Origin of the sequence: Microbacterium sp. BWT-B31 (assembly GCF_041379855.1) — a bacterium.
Lineage (GTDB): Bacteria > Actinomycetota > Actinomycetes > Actinomycetales > Microbacteriaceae > Microbacterium.
On the sequence record NZ_JBFECU010000011.1, the window covers coordinates 85,720 to 102,750 of the forward strand.

The following is a 17,031-nucleotide window of genomic DNA, read 5'->3' on the forward strand; positions in this document are numbered from 1 at the left end:
TCGACAGACGGCGGCCGAACCACAGCGTGAGGACGCCGGCCAGGGCGAAGATCCCGCCGGCGATCCCGAACGGGAGCGTCCAGAAGCCCGATTCCGCCGCCGTGACCGTGCCGGGCGAGGTGTACGAGGCATCCGCCCCTCGGGTCTACTGCGCGTCGCGCGCCTGCACGGCGATCGCGCGCTCGACGCCCGCGAGTCCCTCGAGAACGAGCCGTCGCAGCGCCGGAGCGACCTCGCCGTTGGCCTCGAGCCACGCGCGCGTCGCGTCGCGCAGCGCGGTGTTCGCGAGCGGCGACGGGTACAGGCCCGAGATGAGGTACTCGGCGATCTTGTACGAGCGCGAGTTCCAGATCGGCACGATCATCTCGAAGTAGGGCGCCACGAACGCGTCGAGGTCGGCGACCGTCGCGGGGTGCGTGAAGCCGAGGGCCGCCGAGCGCACGATGGTGTTCGGCAGGTCGTGGTTGTCGACCAGTTTCGCCCACGCGGCGCGCTTTGCCTCGGCGCCGGGGAGGGCCGCCTTCGCCTGCGCGGCGAACTCGCCGCCCTTGGCGGTGTTGTCTGCGGCCAGCGCGGCGTCGATGTCGGCGTCGGTGACCAGGCCCCCGGCGGCGAGCGACACGAGCAGCTGCCACGACAGGTCGGTGTCGATCGCGAGTCCGTCGAAGGCGATCACGCCGTCGCGCACCTCGCGCACGCGCTCCCACTGGTCGGCGGTCGACGCGGCGCTCGCGAAGGCGGTGACGAACTGCAGCTGGCTGTCGCTGCCAGCCTGGGCGCCCTGCGCGAGCTGCCACAGCCCGTCGGCGACCTTCTCGCGGGTCGCGGTGCGCTTCTCGGGCGACACGTAGGCGTTGGCGGCGAGCTGCAGCTGGCCCAGCGTCGTGCGCACGGTCGTGGACTCGGTCTCGGAGCCGATGTTGCCGAGCACGAGGTCGATGTAGTCCGACGCGGAGCCTTCCGCATCGCGTGTCTGATCCCACGCCGCCCCCCACACGAGCGACCGGGCGAGCGGGTCGCTGATCTTCGCGAGGGAGGAGATCGCGGTGCGCAGCGACTCGGCGTCGAGACGGATCTTCGCGTAGGCGAGGTCTTCGTCGTTGAGCAGCACGAGCGCCGGGCGGTGACGGCCCTTGAGCTGGGCGACCTCGGTGAGGTCGCCGTCGACGTCGAGCTCGACGTGGTGCGTGCGCACGAGGGCGTCGCCCTGCACGTCGTAGAACCCGACGCCGAGGCGGTGCGGGCGAATCGTCGGGTAGTCGGCGGGCGCGGTCTGCACGATCGCGAAGCGCGTGATCACCCCGTGCTCGTCGGTGACGATCTCAGGCGAGAGGGTGTTGACCCCGGCGGTCTCGAGCCACTTCTTCGACCAGCTCGACAGCTCGCGGCCGCTTGTGCGCTCGAGTTCCGAGAGCAGGTCGGACAGCTCGGTGTTCGACCACTCGTGCTTCTTGAAGTAGGCGGCGACACCGGCGAAGAACTGCTCGATGCCCACCCATGCGGCCAGCTGCTTGAGCACCGACCCGCCCTTGGCGTACGTGATGCCGTCGAAGTTGACCTGCACGTCGTCGAGGTCGTTGATCTGCGCGACGACCGGGTGGGTCGAGGGAAGCTGGTCCTGGCGGTACGCCCAGGACTTCTCCATGGCGTTGAAGGTGGTCCACGCCTCGGTCCACTCGGTCGCCTCGGCGGTCGCGATCGTCGAGGCCCACTCGGCGAACGACTCGTTGAGCCACAGGTCGTTCCACCACTTCATGGTGACGAGGTCGCCGAACCACATGTGGGCGAGCTCGTGCAGGATCGTGACGACGCGGCGCTCCTTGACGGCATCGGTCACCTTCGAGCGGAAGACGTAGGTCTCGGTGAAGGTCACCGCGCCGGCGTTCTCCATCGCGCCCGCGTTGAACTCGGGCACGAAGAGCTGGTCGTACTTGGCGAACGGGTAGGGGTAGTCGAACTTCGCCTCGTAGTACGCGAAGCCCTCGCGGGTCTTGTCGAAGATGTAGTCCGCGTCGAGGTGCTGCCACAAGCTCTTGCGCCCGTACACGCCGAGCGGGATGACGCGGCCCGACGCGCTCGTGAGCTCGGAGAACGTCGACTCGTAGGGGCCCGCGATGAGCGCCGTGATGTACGACGAGATGCGCGGGGTGGGCTCGAAGCGCCACGTCGCGGTGCCGTCGCCGTGCTTCTTCGGCTCGGGCGTGGGGGAGTTGGAGACGACCTTCCACGGCTCGGGAGCCGTGACGGTGAACTGGAACGTCGCCTTGAGGTCGGGCTGCTCGAACACCGCGTACACGCGGCGCGAGTCGGGCACCTCGAACTGCGAGTACAGGTACACCTCGCCGTCGACCGGGTCGACGAAGCGGTGCAGGCCCTCGCCGGTGTTGGTGTACAGGCAGTCCGCGTCGACGACGAGCTCGTTGTCGGCCGCGAGGGGGCCCAGCGCGATGCGCGAGTCGGCGAACGCTGCCTGAGGGTCGATCGACCGGCCGTTGAGCGTGATCTCGCGCACCTCGCGCGCGATGAGGTCGATGAACGTCGACGCGCCCTCGGTCGCGGTGAAGCGCACGACGGTGCGCGAGCCGAAGACCTCGGCTCCGCGGGTGAGGTCGAGCGAGACGTCGTACGACTGCGTGTCGACGATCGCGCGGCGCTCCTGCGCCTCGACGCGGGTGAGGTTCTCTCCAGGCACTGCGTGGCTCCCAGGGGTGAGGGGTGGGGCGAGCAGCGGTGCGCGGCGGCGCCGCTGCTCGATCCGAACGGTCGCGGGATGCGGCTGCACGGCAACCCTGACAGCCTACGCCAGGGCGCGGCATCCCGCCCGGCCGGCCCGGGCCTCAGGCGGCGCGACGCTCGCGTTCGACGTGGCTGCGCGCGTGCTCGACGGCGGCGGCGAGGTCGGCGAACAGGTGGTTGTGGTGCCGCAGCGAACCGAGCACGCCGACCGTGCGGAACAGCTCCTCGTGGCCGGGCTGGACACCCTTTATCAGCACCGTCACGCCGCGCCGCTCGAGGGACTGGACGATCTCGGTGAGCACGCGGGCGCCGGTCGCGTCCACGAGTTCGAGCTGCGACATGCGCAGGATCACGACCGACACGCCCTTGGTGTGTGTCACAGTCTCGAACACGCGGTCGGCCGCGGCGAAGAAGAGCGGCCCGTCGAACCGGATGATCGCGATGCGCTCGTCTCCCGGCTCGGGCGCGCCGGGAATCGGCTCGCGTCGCACGCCCGTCGCCCGTGAAAGATTGCGGATCGCGAACACCCCGGCGCACAGCATCCCGATCGCGACCGCGATGATGAGGTCGAACGAGACCGTGATCACCGCCGTGATCACGAATGCGAGGGCATCGGCGCGCGTGGAGTGCAGGATCGAGCGCACGGTCGCGGCGTGCACCATGCGCGTCGCAGTGATCATGAGCACCCCCGCGAGGGCGGCGAGCGGGATCGCCCCCACCGGTCCTGAGGCGACCAGCACGATGAGCAGCAGCACGACCGCGTGTGTGATCGACGCGATGCGCGTGCGTCCGCCCGAACGCACGTTGACTGCGGTGCGTGCGATCGCGCCCGTTGCAGGCATCCCTCCGAACATGCCCGAGCCGATCGACGCGAGACCCTGACCGACCAGTTCGCGGTCGGGGTCGTATGGGCCGGTGTCGGCGAGGGATGCCGCCACCCGCGCCGACAGCAGCGACTCGATGGCCGCCAGCGCGGCGACCGTGAGCGCCGCCGGGGCAAGCCCCACCAGCGCGCCGAGGTCGAGCATGGGCAGTGCGGGTGCGGGCAGCGACGACGGGAGGGCGCCGATCACCGCGAGAGGCGTCGGCAGCACTGCGGCGAGCACCGCGACGATCACGATGCCGATGAGCGAGCCGGGCAGCGAACGGTGGATCCTGGGCGCGAACAGCATGCACGCCGCGACGATCGCGACCGCGCCGAGCGCCCACGGGACGTACGCCCAGTCCGCGCCCGCGATCGACTGCACGGCGGCAACGACGGCGTTCGAGCTGTGCTCGCCCGCGTGCGGCGTCGTCGGCGACACGACGAGTGGAACCTGCTGAAGGAAGATGATGACCGCGATGCCGAGCGTGAAGCCCTCGATCACCGGCCACGGGATGAACGACACGGCGCGCCCGAGCCTCAGCGCGCCCGCCACGAGCACCACGATGCCTGCGAGCACGCTGACGGCGGCGACCGCGCCGGCGCCGTGCGTGGCCACGATGGGCAGCAGTACGACGACCATCGCGCCGGTGGGTCCCGACACCTGCACGTTCGACCCGCCGAACACGGCGGCGATGACGCCGGCGACGATCGCCGTGACCAGCCCCTGCTCGGCGGTGAGGCCGGAGCTCACCCCGAAGCCGAGCGCGAGGGGCAGCGCGACGATGCCCACGGTCACCCCGGCCACGAGGTCGGAGCGCCACGTGCGGCGCGCGGGCCGGTAGTCGGCGGGCGCGGGCAGCAGCGCGAGCGCGGCGGAGGCCGCGCGGCGTGCGCGCGAGGGCTGGGCGGCGTCGGAGGTCACGGTCCCGGTCATCGCGGCATCGGGGCCAGCGCCGGCAGATCTTCGGCGTCCGCAAGGCGCGCGCCGTCGGTGCGGAGGATGTCCAGCAGCAGCGCGCGTGCGACGGCGAGCAGGTCGGCGACCCGAGCATCGGCGAGCCGGTAGAACACGTGGCTCGCACGGCGCTCGGAGGCGACGAGCCGGTGGCGGCGGAGCACGGCGAGGTGCTGCGAGAGGTGGGACGCCTCGAGCCCGGTCTCCTCCTGGAGGGCGGCGACGCTGAGCTCGGGCGCTGCCGAGAGCAGTTCGAGGATGCGGATGCGGAACGGGTGCGAGAGGCCTTTGAACAGTCCGGCCTTGACCTCGTACAGCGGGCGCTGCTGCTGAGTGATTGGCATGATGAAGTCATCATATCGCCAGGAGTCACCGGCGGACGGCCGCCGGGCGCGCCATCCAGACGGGAGTGTCAGGATAGAAGGATGAGCGCGCCCGCAGCCCCGCAGTCCTCGCCGGCGGAGGCCGGCATCGTCCCCTTCGCTTCCCCCGCCGCCGCCTCGGGTGCGGCGCACGTCGAGCGGCCCGTCGCGTACGACGCGATCCTGCTCGCGAGCTTCGGCGGGCCCGAGGGGCAGGACGACGTGATCCCGTTCCTGCGCAATGTCACGCGGGGGCGCGGCATCCCCGACGAACGGCTCGAAGAGGTCGCGCACCACTACCGCGCCTTCGGCGGAGTGAGCCCGATCAACGCGCAGAACAGGCAGCTCAAAGCCGCGATCGAGGGCGAACTGGCCCGACGCGGGCTCGACCTGCCCGTCTACTGGGGCAACCGCAACTGGGCCCCGTACCTCGATGAGGCGGTGACGGATGCCGCGGCCTGCGGTTACACGAACCTGATCGCGATCGCGACCAGCGCGTACAGCTCGTTCTCGAGCTGCCGCCAGTACCGCGAGGACTTCGCCCGCGTGCTCGACGACACCGGACTCGCGGGAGCCGTGACGATCGACAAGGTGCGCCAGTTCTTCGACCACCCCGGCTTCGTGCAGCCGTTCGTCGACGGCGTGCGGGACGCGGTCGCCGGCTTCGTCGCCGAGGGGCTGTCGCCCAGCGAGATCCGCGTGCTGTTCTCGACGCACAGCGTGCCCACCGCCGACGCCCAGCGCTCGGGTCCGCGCGAGGGCGACGACCTGCACCGCGAGTGGGGCGAGGGCGGCGCGTACGCGGCCCAGCACGAGGCCGTGGCGGCGTACGTGATGGCAGAGGTTGCGGCATCCGTTCCCGGCGCCGCCGGAATCGGATGGAAGCTCGTCTACCAGTCGCGCTCCGGCCCGGCGAGCCAGCCGTGGCTCGAGCCCGACGTCAACGACGTCATCGCGGGCCTGCCCGGCGAGGGCGTGAAGGCCGTCGCGATCGTGCCGCTCGGCTTCGTGAGCGACCACATGGAGGTCCTGTGGGACCTCGACACCGAGGCGATGGATGCCGCGGCCCAGGCGGGCCTGGCCGTCGTCCGCACCCAGACCCCCGGCGTCGACCCGGCGTTCGTGTCGGGGCTCGTCGACCTCGTCGAGGAGCGCCTCAACGGCACTCCCGCCGCCGAGCGCCCCCACGTCACGCGGTTCGGTCCCTGGTTCGACGTGTGCCGTCCGGCATGCTGCGAGAACGTGCGCGCGGGCTTCAAGCCGGCGGCGGCGGGCATCGCCCCCTGACCGCGGCGGAAGGCCCCGCCAGGCGTCCGGGGGCGTGCGTGCGTCCCTAGGATTGAGTACATGCGCATCCACATCGCGACCGACCACGCGGGCCTGGAGTTCTCCACCCAGCTCCAGCACCACCTCGCCGAGCAGGGCCACTTCGTGATCGACCACGGTCCGATCGAGTACGACCCGGTCGACGACTACCCGGCGTTCTGCATCCGTGCCGCCCAGGCGGTCGTGCGCGACCAGGAGGCCGGCGTCGAAGCCCTCGGCGTCGTGTTCGGCGGTTCGGGCAACGGTGAGCAGATCGCGGCGAACAAGGTTCCCGGCATCCGCGCCGCCCTGGTGTGGAGCATCGCGACCGCCGAGCTCGCGCGCGAGCACAATGACGCGAACGTGATCGCGATCGGCGCGCGCCAGCACACGTTCGACCAGGTGGCCGAGTTCATCGATCGCTTCGTGGCCACGCCCTTCTCGAACGAGGAGCGCCACGTGCGGCGCATCGCGCAGATCGCGGCGTTCGAGAACGACGGCACCCTCGAGCCCGACCCCCGCGCGACGGCGGGCGGGCCCGACGTGCTCGCTGCGACCGACAGTTCGTTCGACCCCGAAGCCGGCTGATGCCGGAGGGGCACTCCGTCCATCGCATCGCCCGCCAGTTCGACCGCAACTTCGTCGGGAGCCCAGTGTCGGCCTCGAGCCCGCAGGGCAGGTTCGCCGAGGGCGCAGCCGTCCTCTCGGGCCGAACCGCGACGGGCGTGCGCGCCGTCGGCAAGCAGATGTTCCTCGAGTTCGATGACGACCTGTGGCTGCGCGTGCACCTGGGCATGTACGGCGCGTGGGACTTCGCCGGCGAGATCCTCGTCGATCCCACCATCGCCTCCGCCAACGGGCGCATGGGGCAGACGAATCAGCGCGGGACGGTGCTCGACGGCGACCCGGTGTTCGACGGCGCGGGCGAGAACTCGCTGACCTCGATCGGCGCGCCGCGCCGCACGCGCGTGCACGTGCGCATGTCGGAGCAGACCACCGGTCTTGCAGACGAGGGCGACCAGTGGCCGCCGCCCGTGGTCGGTCAGGTGCGGCTGCGCCTGCTCACCGACGTGGCCTGCGCCGACCTGCGCGGACCCACCGCGTGCGAGCTGCGGACTCCCGACGAGGTCGCCGCGACGATCTCCAAGCTCGGTCCCGACCCGCTCGTCGACGACGTCGCAGAGGGCCAGGAGCGCTTCACCTCGGTCGTGCGGCGCAAGCCGACGGCGATCGGGCTGCTGCTCATGGACCAGGCGGTGGTCAGCGGCATCGGCAACGTGTATCGCGCAGAGCTGCTGTTCCGCGCGCGGCAGAACCCGCACACGCCCGGCCGAGAGGTGGGAGAGGAGGTCGTGCGAGGCATCTGGCGCGACTGGGTGCGGCTGCTGTCGATCGGCGTCGAGACCGGGCAGATGATGACCATGGACGACCTCGACCCCGAGGCGTACCGCGCCGCGATGGCCAGCCGCGACGACCGGCACTGGGTGTACCACCGTGCGGGGCTGCCGTGCCGGGTGTGCGGCACGGCGATCGTCGTCGAAGAGGCGGCGGGCCGCAAGCTCTACTGGTGCCCGCGCTGCCAGGCGTGACGAGTCGAGGTTGAGCGGGCTCTGCGGAGCGGCCGAGCCGAAACCCCGCGCTAAGTAGGCTGTACAGGTGCGCCAGAACCCCTCCTTCGCGATGACCGACGTCGGCGAGCTGCGGCGGCTCGTCGACGGCAATCCGTGGGTCACTCTCGTGAGTCGTAACGACGACGGGCTCGTCGCCTCGCACTACGCGGTGCTCCTGGACGACGAGCGCGACGACCTCACGATCGTGGGGCACGTGGGGCGCCCCGACGAGGTCGTGCTGGGACTGGGCGAACGCGAGCTGCTCGTCGTGGTGCAGGGGCCGCACGGCTACATCTCGCCCGGCTGGTACGGCGACGTGCAGTCGGTGCCGACGTGGAACTTCGTCTCGGCGCACCTGACGGGCATTCCCGAGCTGCTCTCGCCCGAAGAGAACCTGCGGGTGCTCGAGAAGCTCGTCGCGCGGTTCGAGAGCCGCCTGTCGAAGCCGCGGCACCTGTGGCAGCCGCCGAACGACCCGTCGTTCGTGCAGAAGCTCGAGAGGGGCACCGTGGGGTTCCGGCTGACACCGACCCGGGTGGTGGCCAAGCGCAAGCTCAGCCAGAACAAGACCCCCGAGGTGGTCGAGACGATCATCGCCGAGCTCTCGGGCGACGGGCCGTACGCCGACCCACAGCTGGCCGCCGAGATGCGCCGCGCGCACGACGCGATCGCCGCCGCGCGGGCGGCCGCCGAAAGCGCGCCGCGGTGACCCTCGCACGCGGCGAGCGCGTCGCGGTGATCGCGAACGCGCGATTGGCCGTTCCCGACCGCCTCGATCCGTTCGGCGACGAGCCCGTCGACATCCACCTCACAGGCGGCGTCATCGCCGACATCGCTGCGGCCGGAGCACTGTCCCGACACGGCACCGTGCTCGACGCGAGCGGGATGTGGCTCATCCCGGGCCTGTGGGATCACCACGTGCACACCGTGCAGTGGGCGCTCGTCGCGCAGCGCGAGCACCTCGGGCAGGCGGCATCCGCTGCCGAAGCCGCCCGCATCATGTCGGCCGCGCCCGTGCTCGCAGACGGCCGCCGCGTCGGCACCGGGTTCCGCGACGCGCTGTGGGCGGACGCGCCCTCGCTCGCCCTGCTCGACGCGGCGACCGGCGACGTGCCGACCTACCTCATCAACGCCGACGTGCACAGCGTCTGGCTGAACTCCGCGGCGCTGCGGCGCGAGGGGTTCGAGTCCGACGGCACCGGTCTGCTGCGCGAGGTGCCCGCGTTCGAGATCTCGCGCCGTCTCAACGAGGTCGATCCGGCGATCGGCGAGGCGCTGGTGACGCAGATGGCGACCGATGCCGCCTCCCGCGGTGTCGTCGGTCTCGTCGACCTCGACATGGCGTGGAACGAGCCCGCGTGGGCGAGGCGCCTGGACGCGGGCTTCGACGTGCTGCGTGTGGAATTCGGGATCTACCCCGACCTGCTGGACCGGGCGATCGCCGAGGGGCTGCGCACCGGCGATCGGGTGCGGGGGGCGGTCTCCGATCTCGTTCGCGTCGGTCCGCTCAAGGTGATCACCGACGGCTCGCTCGGCACCCGCACCGCGGCGTGCTCGCACGCGTATCCGGGTGACCCGCGCAACCACGGGGTGCTGACCGTAGACCCGGCCGACCTCGTCGAGCTGATGACCCGGGCCACCGGCGCGGGGCTCGCGTGCGCGATCCACGCGATCGGAGACGTCGCGAACTCGCACGCGCTGGACGCGTTCGCCGCGAGCGGCGCCGTGGGCACGATCGAGCACGCGCAGCTCGTGTCGGCGGTCGATATCCCGCGCTTGGCTCGCCTGGGCGTGGCCGCGAGCGTGCAGCCCGAGCACGCGATCGACGACCGCGACCTCACCGACACCATCTGGGCAGGGCAGACCGCGATCGCCTACCCGCTGCGCGCGCTCGCCGAGTCGGGCGCGGTGCTGCGCTTCGGATCGGACGCCCCGGTCTCACCGCTCGACCCCTGGGCGGCCATCGCGGCGGCGGTGTTCCGCACGCGCGACGGGCGCCCCGCGTGGCGTCCGGAGCAGGCACTGGATGCCGCGACCGCGCTGGCCGCGTCGACCCACGGCGGCTCGGGCGAGGGCGCCGCGACGATCGAGCCCGGTGCCGTCGCCGATCTCGCCCTCGTCGAGCACAATCCGCTCACGGCCGACGAGGCGCGGCTGCGCGCGCAGCGCGTGTTCGCCACGATGATCGAGGGCCGGCTGACCCACGTCGCCTGAGCCCGGCGACGTCGGCGCCCGGCGGCGCTGCGTCGTCGCGTCGGCACATCGCCGTGGGTGCCGCTTCGTGCCCGACGCGACGAAGCCCCCGGCGTGAACCGGGGGCTTCGCGGCGTCGGGTTCAGGGCGCTGGGGGAGAGATCTCGACGCACCGCCTTCGGCGGCACTCGATCTGGACCCGCGACGCCTCAGCGCTGCTGCGCAGCATCGACCCGCCGCGCGTCTATTCCGCGAGGTGCGCGAACAGGAACCAGCGGTCCTTCTCGAGCGACTCCTTGATCGCGAGCGCGATGTCCTGGCTGGCCAGATCGATCTCGTCGAGACCGTCGATCGCGGCCTGCACGTCGGCGATCACCGGGTCCATGTCGGCGATCACAGCGCGGATCATGTCCTCCCACTGCGTGAAGCCGCCGCCGACGGCCGTGGTGGTCTTGCTGGCCACCGTGGCGACGCGCGCGTCGACCGGCAGGCCCAGGGCGACGATGCGCTCGGCAGCCGCATCCGCGCCATCCTGGGCGTGGTCGACGACCGAGTCGAGCAGTTCGTGGATCGCGATGAAGTTGGCGCCGCGGACGTTCCAGTGCGCCTGCTTGCCGTTGACAGCGAGCGCCTGGAGCCCGATGACGACGGGGCTGAGGAACTGCGCCGCCGCTGCGGCAACCGTGGGGTCTGCGGCGGTCGCGGGGGTCGTGTGAGTCTTGGTCATAGCTCGCCTCCGATTGTTTCGGAGGACCGTATCGGCCCTCGGTGGTTGAAACGCTACTCGGCCTCTCGCATTCCGCAAGCAAGTGAAGGCTCGTCTTACCGGGATCGAAGATGGCCATGGCGCGTTACCGGCTAACGTCGAGGGGTGCCATCCGCTGACGACCGCCTCGCCCCGACCGACCTCGCCGCGCCCCCGTCGGGCGTGCTCGGGGGATCGTCCGAGCACGCCGTGTCGTCGCGGTTCATTCCGCACGTGCAGGGCCTGCGCGCGGTCGCGGTGCTCAGCGTCGTGCTCTACCACTTCTGGCCGGCCCGGGTGTCGGGCGGGTATGTCGGCGTCGACATCTTCTTCGTGATCTCGGGCTTCCTGATCACGTCGCACCTGATGCGCGAGCTCACCGCGACCGGGGCGGTGCGTCTGTCGCAGTTCTGGGCGCGGCGCGCACGGCGCCTGCTGCCGGCATCCCTTCTCGTGCTGCTGTTCTGCGCGATCGTGGCAGGCTCGGCGTACCTCATGCCGACCTCGGCGCTGCCCAACGAGGTGCGCGAGATCATCGCGTCCACCTTCTACGTCGAGAACTGGTATCTCGCGCTCAACGCGGCCGACTACCTGAACCACTCGGGCGACCCGACGACCGTGCAGCACTACTGGTCGCTCTCGCTCGAGGAGCAGTTCTACGTGATGTGGCCGCTCATCATGCTGTTGGCGGCGTGGATCGGCGTGAAGTGGCTGCGCGGCGCCCGGCGGCGCGCGGTGATCGGCGCGCTCGGCGTGGTGACCGTGGCATCCTTCGTGTTCTGCGTGATCTTCACCCTCACCAACCCGGCGCCCGCCTACTTCGTGACCTTCGGCCGCATGTGGCAGTTCGGCATCGGCGCGATGGTCGCCCTCGTTCCGATGCTCAGCGTCCGCAACGCGGTCGGCAGCTTTGTGCTGGGCTGGGCGGGCGTCGCCGCGGTGCTCGTGGCGGTCTTCACGTTCGACGGGCAGACGGTGTTCCCGGGCTACGCGGCGGCGCTGCCGACCCTCGGTGCGGCGGCGATCATCGCTGCGTCGAATGCCGACCGCTGGTGGTATCCCACGCGGGTGCTGGCGATCCGTCCGGCGCAGTTCGTCGGCGACATCTCTTACTCGCTGTACCTGTGGCACTGGCCGCTCATCATCATCGCGCCGTCGGTGCCGTTCTGGGGCCTGACGATCTACCACCGCGTGGCGCTGCTGGCTCTGTGCTTCGTGCTCGCATGGCTCACCAAGCGCTTCGTGGAGGACCCCGCGCGCAGCTGGAAGGTGCTCACCGGGCGGCGCGCGCGCGTCACGCTGTGGTCCTCGCTCGCGGCGATGGCGCTTGTGGCGGGGGTCGCCGGCACGGCGTGGGCCGTGAACGCGCCGGCCTACCGCGAGGGCGTACAGGCGCTGGAGCAGCTGCGCGCGAACCCGCCGGAGTGCTTCGGCGCGGCATCGGTCCTCGATCCCACGTGCGAGGGGACCGACTTCGGCGACACGATCCTGCCGGCCCCTGGCTTCGCGGGCGTGGACCGGCCGGCCGACGAGCAGTGCTTCGTGCAGCTGAACGACGCGCGTGCGGTCTCGTGCGAGTTCGGCTCGGATGACCCGGATGCCCCGACTGTCGTGCTCATCGGAGACAGCCACGCCTTCCAGCTGCTGTCGACGTTCGAGCTGATCTCGCACGACAACGGGTGGCGCCTCGTGACCTTCTTCAAAGGCGCCTGCCCGTGGAACACCACGCCCCTGTCGACGGCGGGAGCCTTCGGCGTCGCCTGCACCGACTGGCGCAACGCCGTGACCGCGCAGTTGGCCGACCTCGACGTCGACGCCGTGTTCACCGCGGCGATCGCCACCACGCCCTACTCGGCAGCCGGCTTCGACTCGTCGCACGACGCCGCCGTCGCCGGCTACCGCGAGGCGTGGGGCGAGATGCTCGACCGCGGTGTGCCCGTCATCACCGTCGTGGACAACCCCGTGTGGGAGACCGACCCGAACAAGTGCCTGCGCACGCGTGCGCAGGACGAGTGCAGCGGTGCGCGATCGGACCTGCTGGTCGAGAACGATCCGTTGAGGGATGCCTCAGCCGGCCTCGACCGCGTCACACTGCTCGACTTCACTGACGTGTTCTGCGACGACTCGACGTGCTACCCCGTGGTGGGCGGCGCGAACCTCTACCGGGACCAGGACCACCTGACCGTGACGTTCGTCGACACCCTGCGACCCTGGTACACCGAGGCGATCGAGGCGGCGCTGGCCGGTCGCTCGACCCCGCCGATCGAGTAGCCCGCTCAGCGGGCGTATCGAGATCCCCCGTCCTCTCGCGCGGCGCGCCCGCCTTTAGGCTGACTCCATGACCATCGCCGAAGATGCCTCGATCCTGTCCCTTCCCGGTGCCGTGCCCGCTCTGCACGAGACCTCGTTCGTGGCAGCCGGCGCCCGCGTGATCGGCGCCGTCACCCTCGGCGAGGGCGCGAGCGTCTGGTACAACGCGGTGCTGCGCGCCGACGGCGACACGATCACGGTCGGTGCGGGCAGCAACCTGCAGGACAACGTGTCGGTGCACGTCGACCGGGGCGCTCCCGTCGTCATCGGCGAGAACGTCTCGGTCGGCCACAACGCGGTCGTCCACGGCTGCACCATCGAGGACGGATCCCTCATCGGCATGGGCGCGGTCGTGCTGAACCGCGCGCGCATCGGCGCGGGAAGCCTCGTCGCCGGCGGGGCCCTCGTGCTCGAAGGCACCGAGGTGCCTCCTGGATCCCTCGTGGCCGGCGTCCCCGCGAAGGTGCGGCGCGAACTGACCGAGGAGGAGAAGGAGGGGCTCGTGCGCAACGCGGTGGGCTACCGCGGGCACTCTGCGACGCACGAGCAGGCCCAAGCGGCGCAGGACTGACCGGACGGTGGTGGAGGGGATGACGGGAATCGAACCCGCGTAATCAGTTTGGAAGACTGAGGCTCTACCATTGAGCTACATCCCCGTGCGCCCGCTGACGGGCACCGACCAATCGTAGTACACGATGCGGCCAGCACTTTTCCACACGCCAGCCTCCGCGCGGTTCCACGGGAGGAGACAGTGATGTCGAACGACGGCAGGTCCACGGTCGAGGCGCTGATCGCGACGCTGAATGCGGGCAACGTCGCGGGAATGGACGACGTGTTCCACGAGGACGCGGTCATGGAGTGGCCGCAGTCGGGGGAGCGGATCGTCGGCGGCGACAATCGCCGCGCGGTGTACGGCGCTTTCCCTCAGTTGCCGAAGATCACGCCGCGGCGGCTGACCGGCGACGGAGACCTGTGGGTCGCCGAGGCCGACCTCGACTACGGCGACGGGGATCCGTTCCAGACCGTGTTCATCTTCGAACTGCGCGACGGGCTCATCGCGAAAGAGACGGCGTACTGGACCAAGCCCTTCCCGCCCGCCGAATGGCGCGCGCAGTGGGTGGAGCGGATGGGCTGAGCGGGGCATCCGGCATTCTCGCTCTACCGAGTCGGCTAGACTTGCCGGGGCCGAATACGGCGCACTCGCGTGCGCACCCGCCCGGGGCGTAGCTCAGCTTGGTAGAGCGCCCGCTTTGGGAGCGGGAGGCCGCAGGTTCAAATCCTGTCGCCCCGACAACGTCGCATCCTCGACACGACTCGCACTCGTGCGCAGGTGAGGTCGCGACTTCCGATCGTCGAGGGCTTCCCCAGCCGTGGTGACCTCGTGCGCGCAGACGCGCGGTCTGCCGGGTGATCACCGACGCGGTGAAGTGGGGCGCCCTCGCGCGCGCAGACGCGGTCTCGCGGTGGCGAACACACCCGGCGTGTCGTGTTACAGTCAAGCATCAATCGTGTGGGAACTGTAATACCGATGATGGGATGCCGCGACGATGCGAACGCTCGACGACCTGATGCCGCCTCTGAGCGCGCGCTCGGTGGCGTTGAGCCTGCTCCTGGGTTCGCGTCCGCCGCAGATGGCGGCATCCGATCTGGTCCGGCTGGGAGCGCACTTCGACATCGCCCCCGCGACGATGCGCGTCGCGCTGTCGCGCATGACCGCCGCCGGGGACGTCGTCGTCAGTGACGCGGTGTATTCGCTCGGCGACCGGCACGCGGTGCGTCAGTCCGTGACCGAGGAACTCGTGCATCCACGGAGGCGGCCGTATACCGGCATGTGGCGCACGGTCGTCGTCGTCGCGGCGGGTCGGCCGGCCGAGGAGCGCCAGGCACTGCGCTCCACCATGGCGCGATTCCGCTTCGCCGAACTTCGCGAGGGCGTCTGGCTCCGACCCGACAATCTCGACGAACCCGGACCGGCGACCGACACCGCATTGCGCGTGTTCTCGAGCCTGCCCGACGACGACCGCGCGCTCAGTCGCGAGCTGTGGAACCTGGCCGACTGGGCGGGCGAGGCGCGGCTGCTCCTCGGCGCATTGCGAGAAGGGGCTGCCGCGCCGGTCGTGCGTCTGACCGCCGCCGCCGCCGCTGTGCGGCTGCTGCGCGACGATCCGGTGCTGCCCGAAGAGTTGGCCCCCGAGCACTGGCCCGCCGACGAACTGCACCAGGCGTACGAGGACTTCCGCGGCGAGCTGACCGCGCTTTCGGTGAGCGACGCCACGCCCACTCTTCACCACACATCGAAGGAGCAGTCATGATCACGCACGAGGTGCTCAACCAGGTGCCGCCTCTGGTCGACTACAACGCCGCCGAGGTGCCGTCGATCCGCGAGGCGCTCGAGCGTGCCGGGGCGGCGGATGCGCTCAGCGGGCTCGATGACGTCGGGCGAGCCGCAGGGAGCGCGCACGCCCTCACGCTCGGCGACCTCGCCGAGCGGAACGAGCCCGTGCTGCGCACGCACGACCGCTACGGGCACCGGATCGATGAGGTCGAGTACGACCCGTCGTACCACGAACTCATGCGCACGGCCTTCGGCTTCGGGATCCACGCCGCCGCCTGGGCGGACGACACCCGCCATGCGCACCTGGTGCGCGCCGCGAAGTACAGCGTGTGGCAGGGCGTCGACGCCGGGCACGGATGCCCCGTCACGATGTCGTACGCCGCGGTGCCCGCGCTGCGCGCGACCCCCGAGCTCGCGGCCGTCTACGAGCCGCTGCTGACGTCGCGAGACTACGACTTCGGGCTGCGCGAGCCCACCGGCAAGCGCGGCCTGACCGCGGGCATGTCGATGACCGAGAAGCAGGGCGGCTCCGACGTCCGCGCCAACACGACGACGGCCGAGCCGCTCGCGGACGGCTCGTATCGCATCGTCGGGCACAAGTGGTTCACCTCCGCTCCGATGTCCGACATCCTCCTCACGCTCGCGCAGGCGCCGGGCGGCCTCACGTGCTTCGTGCTGCCCCGCGTCCTCCCGGACGGGACGCGCAACCCCATCCGCCTGCAGCGGCTCAAGGACAAGCTCGGCAATCGTTCGAACGCGAGCAGCGAGCTCGAGTACGAGAACGCGTTGGGCTGGCGGCTGGGAGAAGAGGGACGCGGGGTGCCGGCCATCATCGAGATGGTCAACGGCACCCGGCTCGACTGCACGCTCGGCACGGCGACGATGATGCGAAACGGCGTGCACCAGGCGATCCATCACGCGCGGCACCGCGCCGCCTTCGGACGCACCCTCGTCGACCAGCCGCTCATGCGCAACGTCCTGGCCGACCTCGCGCTCGAAGCCGAGGGGTCCACCACGGTGGCGCTGTGGCTGGCGTCGCTGATCGACGACGGCCTCGCCGGCGACGGGCGGGCGCCGCTCCTGCGGCGCATCGGCCTGGCGATCTCGAAGTACTACGTGTGCAAGCGCGGTCCGGAGCATGCCGCCGAGGCGTTGGAGTGCCTGGGTGGGAACGGCTACGTCGAAGAGTCGCGGATGCCGCGGATCTATCGCGAGATGCCCCTGAACTCGGTGTGGGAGGGCAGCGGCAACGTTGCCGCCCTCGACACGCTGCGCGCGATAGCGAAGCAGCCCGACACGCTCGCCGTGCTGCGTGACTTCCTCGGCGAATCGGCTGGTGCGGACCGCCGCTACGACGAGTTCACGGCCCGGCTCGTGCGCCACTTCGCCGACCCGGAATCGCTCGAGTACCGCGCCCGCAGCGTCGTGGGCGAGCTCGCCGTGGCGCTGCAGGCGTCCCTCCTGCTGCGCCACGCCCCCGCTCCGGTCGCCGACGCCTTCGTCGCCTCCCGGCTCGCCGGCGAGCGCGGAGCCGTATACGGCACGCTCGGGCCCGGCGTCGACCTGGACGCCGTCATCGACCGTTTCGCGATCGCGATCTGACCTCAACCCCCCC

At 70.9% G+C, this 17,031-nt stretch carries 14 protein-coding genes and 2 tRNA genes; 11 read left to right on the forward strand and 5 right to left on the reverse strand.

The window, feature by feature from the left end:
* Positions 1 to 145 precede the first annotated feature (145 nt).
* The 3 genes from pepN to AB1K54_RS12490 all read right to left on the reverse strand — a co-directional run bounded on the left by pepN (position 146) and on the right by AB1K54_RS12490 (position 4,900).
* Entirely contained in the window at positions 146 to 2,692 is a 2,547-nt protein-coding gene (gene pepN, locus AB1K54_RS12480; protein WP_371203078.1) for an aminopeptidase N, read from the reverse strand.
* 145 nt (positions 2,693 to 2,837) lie between these two features.
* Positions 2,838 to 4,535, reverse strand: a complete 1,698-nt coding sequence (locus AB1K54_RS12485) for a SulP family inorganic anion transporter (protein WP_371203079.1) — start codon at positions 4,533 to 4,535, stop codon at positions 2,838 to 2,840.
* Positions 4,532 to 4,900, reverse strand: a complete 369-nt coding sequence (locus AB1K54_RS12490; protein WP_371203080.1) for an ArsR/SmtB family transcription factor — start codon at positions 4,898 to 4,900, stop codon at positions 4,532 to 4,534. Before AB1K54_RS12490 ends, AB1K54_RS12485 begins: the two co-directional genes overlap by 4 nt.
* A gap of 81 nt (positions 4,901 to 4,981) precedes the next feature.
* Between AB1K54_RS12490 and AB1K54_RS12495 the strand changes: the two genes are divergently transcribed.
* The 5 genes from AB1K54_RS12495 to AB1K54_RS12515 all read left to right on the forward strand — a co-directional run bounded on the left by AB1K54_RS12495 (position 4,982) and on the right by AB1K54_RS12515 (position 10,047).
* The gene (locus AB1K54_RS12495) at positions 4,982 to 6,205 is read left to right on the forward strand and encodes a ferrochelatase (protein WP_371203081.1); all 1,224 of its coding nucleotides are present in this window, start codon (positions 4,982 to 4,984) and stop codon (positions 6,203 to 6,205) included.
* Positions 6,206 to 6,265: 60 nt separating this feature from the next.
* The gene (locus AB1K54_RS12500; protein WP_371203082.1) at positions 6,266 to 6,811 is read left to right on the forward strand and encodes a ribose-5-phosphate isomerase; all 546 of its coding nucleotides are present in this window, start codon (positions 6,266 to 6,268) and stop codon (positions 6,809 to 6,811) included.
* Positions 6,811 to 7,812, forward strand: coding sequence for an Fpg/Nei family DNA glycosylase (locus AB1K54_RS12505; RefSeq protein WP_371203083.1), 1,002 nt, complete (start codon positions 6,811 to 6,813; stop codon positions 7,810 to 7,812). Before AB1K54_RS12500 ends, AB1K54_RS12505 begins: the two co-directional genes overlap by 1 nt.
* Positions 7,813 to 7,879: 67 nt before the next feature.
* Positions 7,880 to 8,542, forward strand: a complete 663-nt coding sequence (locus AB1K54_RS12510) for an FMN-binding negative transcriptional regulator (protein WP_371203084.1) — start codon at positions 7,880 to 7,882, stop codon at positions 8,540 to 8,542.
* Complete coding sequence (locus AB1K54_RS12515; RefSeq protein WP_371203085.1) at positions 8,539 to 10,047, forward strand: amidohydrolase; 1,509 nt, start codon at positions 8,539 to 8,541, stop codon at positions 10,045 to 10,047. The genes AB1K54_RS12510 and AB1K54_RS12515 overlap by 4 nt, the downstream gene beginning before the upstream one ends.
* A gap of 223 nt (positions 10,048 to 10,270) precedes the next feature.
* Here AB1K54_RS12515 and AB1K54_RS12520 read toward each other — a convergent pair whose 3' ends face one another.
* Positions 10,271 to 10,753 (reverse strand): Dps family protein, encoded by a 483-nt coding sequence (locus tag AB1K54_RS12520; RefSeq protein WP_371203086.1) that lies wholly within the window; start codon positions 10,751 to 10,753, stop codon positions 10,271 to 10,273.
* A 144-nt stretch (positions 10,754 to 10,897) separates the two neighbouring features.
* On the opposite strand from AB1K54_RS12520, the gene AB1K54_RS12525 reads away from it, so the two are divergent.
* Both AB1K54_RS12525 and AB1K54_RS12530 read left to right on the forward strand, forming a co-directional pair.
* Positions 10,898 to 13,042: an acyltransferase family protein gene (locus AB1K54_RS12525; protein ID WP_371203087.1), complete on the forward strand. Its 2,145-nt coding sequence runs from the start codon at positions 10,898 to 10,900 to the stop codon at positions 13,040 to 13,042.
* Between the two features lie 67 nt (positions 13,043 to 13,109).
* On the forward strand, positions 13,110 to 13,652 hold the full coding sequence (locus AB1K54_RS12530) for a gamma carbonic anhydrase family protein (protein WP_371203088.1): 543 nt from the start codon (positions 13,110 to 13,112) through the stop codon (positions 13,650 to 13,652).
* Between the two features lie 11 nt (positions 13,653 to 13,663).
* Here AB1K54_RS12530 and AB1K54_RS12535 read toward each other — a convergent pair.
* Positions 13,664 to 13,737, reverse strand: a tRNA-Gly gene (locus AB1K54_RS12535).
* A 98-nt stretch (positions 13,738 to 13,835) separates the two neighbouring features.
* On the opposite strand from AB1K54_RS12535, the gene AB1K54_RS12540 reads away from it, so the two are divergent.
* The 4 genes from AB1K54_RS12540 to AB1K54_RS12555 all read left to right on the forward strand — a co-directional run bounded on the left by AB1K54_RS12540 (position 13,836) and on the right by AB1K54_RS12555 (position 17,018).
* The gene (locus tag AB1K54_RS12540; RefSeq protein WP_371203089.1) at positions 13,836 to 14,216 is read left to right on the forward strand and encodes a nuclear transport factor 2 family protein; all 381 of its coding nucleotides are present in this window, start codon (positions 13,836 to 13,838) and stop codon (positions 14,214 to 14,216) included.
* 82 nt (positions 14,217 to 14,298) lie between these two features.
* Positions 14,299 to 14,372 (forward strand) — tRNA-Pro (locus AB1K54_RS12545).
* Between the two features lie 256 nt (positions 14,373 to 14,628).
* Positions 14,629 to 15,393, forward strand: a complete 765-nt coding sequence (locus AB1K54_RS12550; RefSeq protein ID WP_371203090.1) for a PaaX family transcriptional regulator C-terminal domain-containing protein — start codon at positions 14,629 to 14,631, stop codon at positions 15,391 to 15,393.
* Positions 15,390 to 17,018 carry an acyl-CoA dehydrogenase family protein gene (locus AB1K54_RS12555; RefSeq protein ID WP_371203091.1) on the forward strand — a complete coding sequence of 543 codons (1,629 nt, stop codon included), beginning with the start codon at positions 15,390 to 15,392 and terminating at the stop codon, positions 17,016 to 17,018. Before AB1K54_RS12550 ends, AB1K54_RS12555 begins: the two co-directional genes overlap by 4 nt.
* Positions 17,019 to 17,031: the final 13 nt, after the last annotated feature.